The following is a 4,132-nucleotide window of genomic DNA, read 5'->3' as shown; positions in this document are numbered from 1 at the left end:
GACCGCGGCCCGGCCGGGCAGCCCGGTCAGCTCGTCGTGGGTGGCCTGGTAGTGCAGCCGCTCGGCGGCCTTGCGCCGGTCGGTCACGTCGGAGAACACGACCAGCCAGAACCGCTCGCCGTCGTCGGCGATGGACACCGTCGCGGACAGCTCGCAGTACACCGGCTTGCCGGACGCCGTGACCAGCACCCGCTGGCCGACCCGGAACGGCCCGGTCCCGTGCCGGCCGCCGTTGCTGCTGGCCAGCAGCCGCCCACCCCGGTCGCTGGCGTGCACCAGCTGGGCGGCCGGCATCCCGCGCAGCCGCTCCAGATCCACGCCGAGCAGTTGGCACAGCGACTCGTTGGCGTCCACCACCCGCTCGGACTCGTCCAGCAGCGCGATGCCGACCGGGGTGATCGCCACCAGGTCGGTGAACCGCTGGCTGGACCGCATCATCCGGGTCTCGGTCGAGCGCTGCTCGGTGACGTCCTGCGCGGTTCCGATCATGATCGGCGAGCCGTTGTCCGGCCCGAGCGCCTCACCCCGGCAGCGGAACACCCGCCGCGCGCCGTCCGGGCGCACCACCCGGAACTCGACCTCCACGGCCCGGCCGTCGGTGGCCAGCTCCTGGAACCGCTGATGCACCCAGCCCCGGTCCTCGGGATGCACCAGCGCCAGGTAGTCGGCATAGGTCACCGGTGTGCCCGGCTCCACGCCGAGCAGCTCGTAGAGCATCGTCGACCAGATGCACTCGCCGGTGGCCGCGTTCCACTCCCAGGTGCCCAGCCGGGCCACCCGCTGGGCGTCGCCGAACAGCCGGCGGTCCTGGCTGGCCTGCTGCTCGGCCGCGCGGTACGGCGAGACGTCGGCAACCGTGCCGTGCACCCGCACGATCGCACCGTCGGCGTCGCGCTCGGTGCGGCCGCGCACCAGGAACGTGCGTGTCCCGGTGCCGTCGTGCACCTCGAGCTCGACCGTCTCCGACGCCTGCGCCGACCTCAACCGGTCCCGGAACTGGTCGATGACCGGCAGGTCGTTCGGGTGGATGAGATCGAGCGCGTCGGTCGCGGTGCACCCGTCGGACAGCCCCATCAGCTGACGCAGCCCCTCGGACAGGTACACCTGGCCGCTGCGGATGTCCGAGCTCCAACTGCCAACCCGGGCCATCCGCTGGGCATCCAGCAGCAACGCGCGCTCGACCGCCGGGTCGTCCCACGGGGCGGGCCCGTTTTTGCCCGCCGCAAGGGATTGCGACTCCGCGAAGCTGTCGCTGCCGGTCAGTGCTCCGTCAACGGCCATGCCCAGGTCGCCCGACCGCGCTCCGGATGGAGGCAGTTCGGCGCGCACGACATGATCGGCCACGGCGCCTTCCTTCCGCCCCCCGGCCGCGATGTTGTTCTTGCCGCGCTCAGGCTACCCCGTCTTCCCGCGCCGCCCGAGCCACAGCTTCGGCCACCTCGGGGGCCACCCGCGGGTCGAGCGCGCTCGGCACGATCTTGTCCGGGGCCAGATCGTCGCTGGCCACGGCGGCGATCGCGGTGGCCGCGGCGAGCTTCATGTTCTCCGTGATGCGGCGGGCGCCCACGTCCAGCGCGCCCCGGAAAATTCCGGGGAAGGCGAGCACGTTGTTGATCTGGTTGGGGAAGTCGCTCCGGCCGGTGGCCACGATCGCCGCGTGCCGGGCGGCGACGTGCGGGTGGATCTCCGGGTCGGGGTTGGACAGCGCGAACACGATGGCGGACGGCGCCATCGAGGCGATCAGTTCCTCGGAGACCGTCGCGCCGGACAGTCCGACGAACACGTCCGCCCCGGCCAGCGCCTCGGCCAGGCCACCACGCAGCCCGGTGGTGTTGGTGACCAGCGCGAGGTCCTCCTTGACCGGGTTGAGGCCGTCCCGGCCGGTGTGGACGATGCCGCGCGAGTCGAGCACGGTCACGTCCCCGACGCCGGCCGCGAGCAGGATCTTCGCGCAGGCCACCCCCGCGGCGCCGGCGCCGACGATGACCACCCGCTGGCTGTCGATCTTGCGGTCCAGCACCTGGTTGGCTCCGCGCAGCGCGGCCAGCAGCACCACCGCGGTGCCGTGCTGGTCGTCGTGCATCACCGGGCAGTCCAGCGCCTCGATCAGCCGGCGCTCAAGCTCGAAGCAGCGCGGCGCGGCGACGTCCTCGAGGTTGACCGCGCCGAACGACGGGCGCAGCCGGACCAGCGTCTCCACGATCTCGTCGACGTCGGTGGTGTCCAGCACCAGCGGGATCGAGTCCAGGCCGCCGAAGGTCTTGAACAGGGCCGCCTTGCCCTCCATCACCGGCAGCGACGCGCTCGCCCCGATGTCGCCCAGGCCGAGTACCGCGGTGCCGTCGCTGACCACCGCGACCAGGCGGTGGGCCCAGGTGTAGCGCGCGGCGAGCGAGGCGTCCTCGGCGATCGCGCGGCTCACCTTCGCCACGCCGGGTGTGTAGGCGATCGCCAGCGAGCGGGGGTCGGAGATCGGCTTGGTCACGTCGATGCCGAGCTTGCCCCCCTCGTGCGCGCGGAAGATCTCATCATCGGTGACGGGCGAGGCCATATCGGTACCAACCGCCTGATCATCAACAGTGGTCACGGGCGTCCCTCCTGCGGGGCTGTGCGTGGCGGGCGTCGACTCTCGGACGCTAAGCACACACTCTCGCGACGCACTCGAGCGCCGGTCACGGTTCGACCCAAGCGCGCTGGCGCCGCCTTGCTGTGGGCCACCCGGCGGTGGTAATCAGGACAGCCCGTGGACGCTGCGGTCCGCACATTCTGTCAGGCCGCCGGCAGGTTGTCTGCGGCAGGGCGTCAGTACTGTCGTTGGTCATGCACGTGCGAGAACTGGCCGTCCGGGACGCCCTCGAGTTCACCCCCCAGACGTTTCCCGACGTCCGGGGCATGTTCGCGGTCCCGTACCAGGAGGACCAGTTCATCAAGGCGGTCGGTTACCCGATGGTCGTCGCCCAGACCAACCACAGCCGGTCGTGCCGGGGCACGGTGCGCGGGCTGCACTACGCCGACGTGCCGCCCGGGCAGGCCAAGTACGTCTACTGCCCGGCAGGCGCGCTGCTCGACGTGGTGGTGGACATCCGGGTGGGGTCGCCGACGTTCGGCCAGTGGGACGCGGTGCGCCTGGACCCGGACACCCTGCGCGCGATCTACCTGCCGGAAGGCGTCGGGCACGCGTTCGTCGCGCTCGAGGACGACACGGTGATCTCCTACCTGTGCTCGACCGGCTACAACCCGGCCGGCGAACACGGCATCGACCCGCTCGACCCGGCCCTGGGCCTGCCCTGGCCCGCCGACCTCGTGCCGCTGCTGTCCGACAAGGACGCCGCCGCCCCCACGCTGGCCGAGGCCGAGTCCGCCGGCCTGCTGCCCAGCTACGCCGCCTGCCGCGCCCAGTACGACCTCCGCGCAGGCTAACGGATCCGGCGTGGTTTCGGCCACAGCCGCCAGCGGATCACCCCGAGCACCTGGGCCGGACCGAGCCGGTGGGAGTCGGTCGAGGCGACCGTGTTGTCGCCGACCACGAACCAGCCGTCCCCCTCCCGCCAGGCCGCGCGCTTCACCGAGATCTGGTCCGGCCGCTGCGGCCAGCGCACCAGGACCAGGTCGTCCGGGCGCACCGAACCGCCGATCCGGGCCAGCACGAGGTCGCCGTCGACCAGCGTCGGCAGCATCGAGTTGCCGATCACCTGGACCTGCCGGTACCGCCGGGCCACGATCACCTCCGTCTGCCGCACCAGCATGCCGGGAGTAGGGTCCGAACGAATGGATCAGACACCCCTGTCAGGAGGAAAGATGCGACTCCTGTCGCGCATTCTCGGCCCCCGCATCGAGGCCACCGCGCACTGTGACCTTCCGTGCGGCGTGTACGACCCGGCCCAGGCGCGCATCGAGGCCGAGTCGGTCAAGGCGATTCAGGAGAAGTACCAGAGCAACGAGGACCCCGAGTTCCGCGCCCGCGCCATCTTGATCAAGGAGCAGCGCGCGGAGCTCGTCAAGCACCACCTGTGGGTCCTCTGGACCGACTACTTCAAGCCCCCGCACTTCGAGAAGTACCCGCAACTGCACGAACTGTTCAACAAGGCGACCAAGGCCGCCGGTGCGAGCGGCACCAAGGGCTCCATGGACC

At 71.4% G+C, this 4,132-nt stretch carries 5 protein-coding genes; 2 read left to right on the top strand and 3 right to left on the bottom strand.

All coding sequences use genetic code 11. From position 1 onward, the window contains the following. Both VFO68_RS32905 and VFO68_RS32900 read right to left on the bottom strand, forming a co-directional pair. A partial coding sequence (locus tag VFO68_RS32905) for a PAS domain S-box protein (RefSeq protein WP_325162337.1) occupies positions 1–1,344 on the bottom strand: 1,344 nt, incomplete at its 3' end. Between the two features lie 46 nt (positions 1,345–1,390). After that, positions 1,391–2,551, bottom strand: a complete 1,161-nt coding sequence (locus VFO68_RS32900) for an NADP-dependent malic enzyme (RefSeq protein ID WP_325162336.1) — start codon at positions 2,549–2,551, stop codon at positions 1,391–1,393. Between the two features lie 269 nt (positions 2,552–2,820). Between VFO68_RS32900 and VFO68_RS32895 the strand changes: the two genes are divergently transcribed. Then, the gene (locus VFO68_RS32895; RefSeq protein WP_325162335.1) at positions 2,821–3,420 is read left to right on the top strand and encodes a dTDP-4-dehydrorhamnose 3,5-epimerase; all 600 of its coding nucleotides are present in this window, start codon (positions 2,821–2,823) and stop codon (positions 3,418–3,420) included. Here the strand turns inward: VFO68_RS32895 and VFO68_RS32890 are convergent. Beyond that, on the bottom strand, positions 3,417–3,746 hold the full coding sequence (locus tag VFO68_RS32890) for a S24 family peptidase (protein WP_325162334.1): 330 nt from the start codon (positions 3,744–3,746) through the stop codon (positions 3,417–3,419). The two genes, VFO68_RS32895 and VFO68_RS32890, sit on opposite strands and share 4 nt — an antisense overlap. Positions 3,747–3,798: 52 nt before the next feature. On the opposite strand from VFO68_RS32890, the gene sodN reads away from it, so the two are divergent. Continuing rightward, on the top strand, positions 3,799–4,132 hold a 334-nt coding region (gene sodN / locus VFO68_RS32885), incomplete at its 3' end, for a superoxide dismutase, Ni (RefSeq protein ID WP_325162333.1).

The sequence above is a fragment of the Actinophytocola sp. genome (genome assembly GCF_035712165.1).
Taxonomy (GTDB): domain Bacteria; phylum Actinomycetota; class Actinomycetes; order Mycobacteriales; family Pseudonocardiaceae; genus DASYTH01.
The sequence above is the reverse complement of the archived record's forward strand: the minus strand, read 5'-3'. Positions and strand labels throughout refer to the sequence as shown.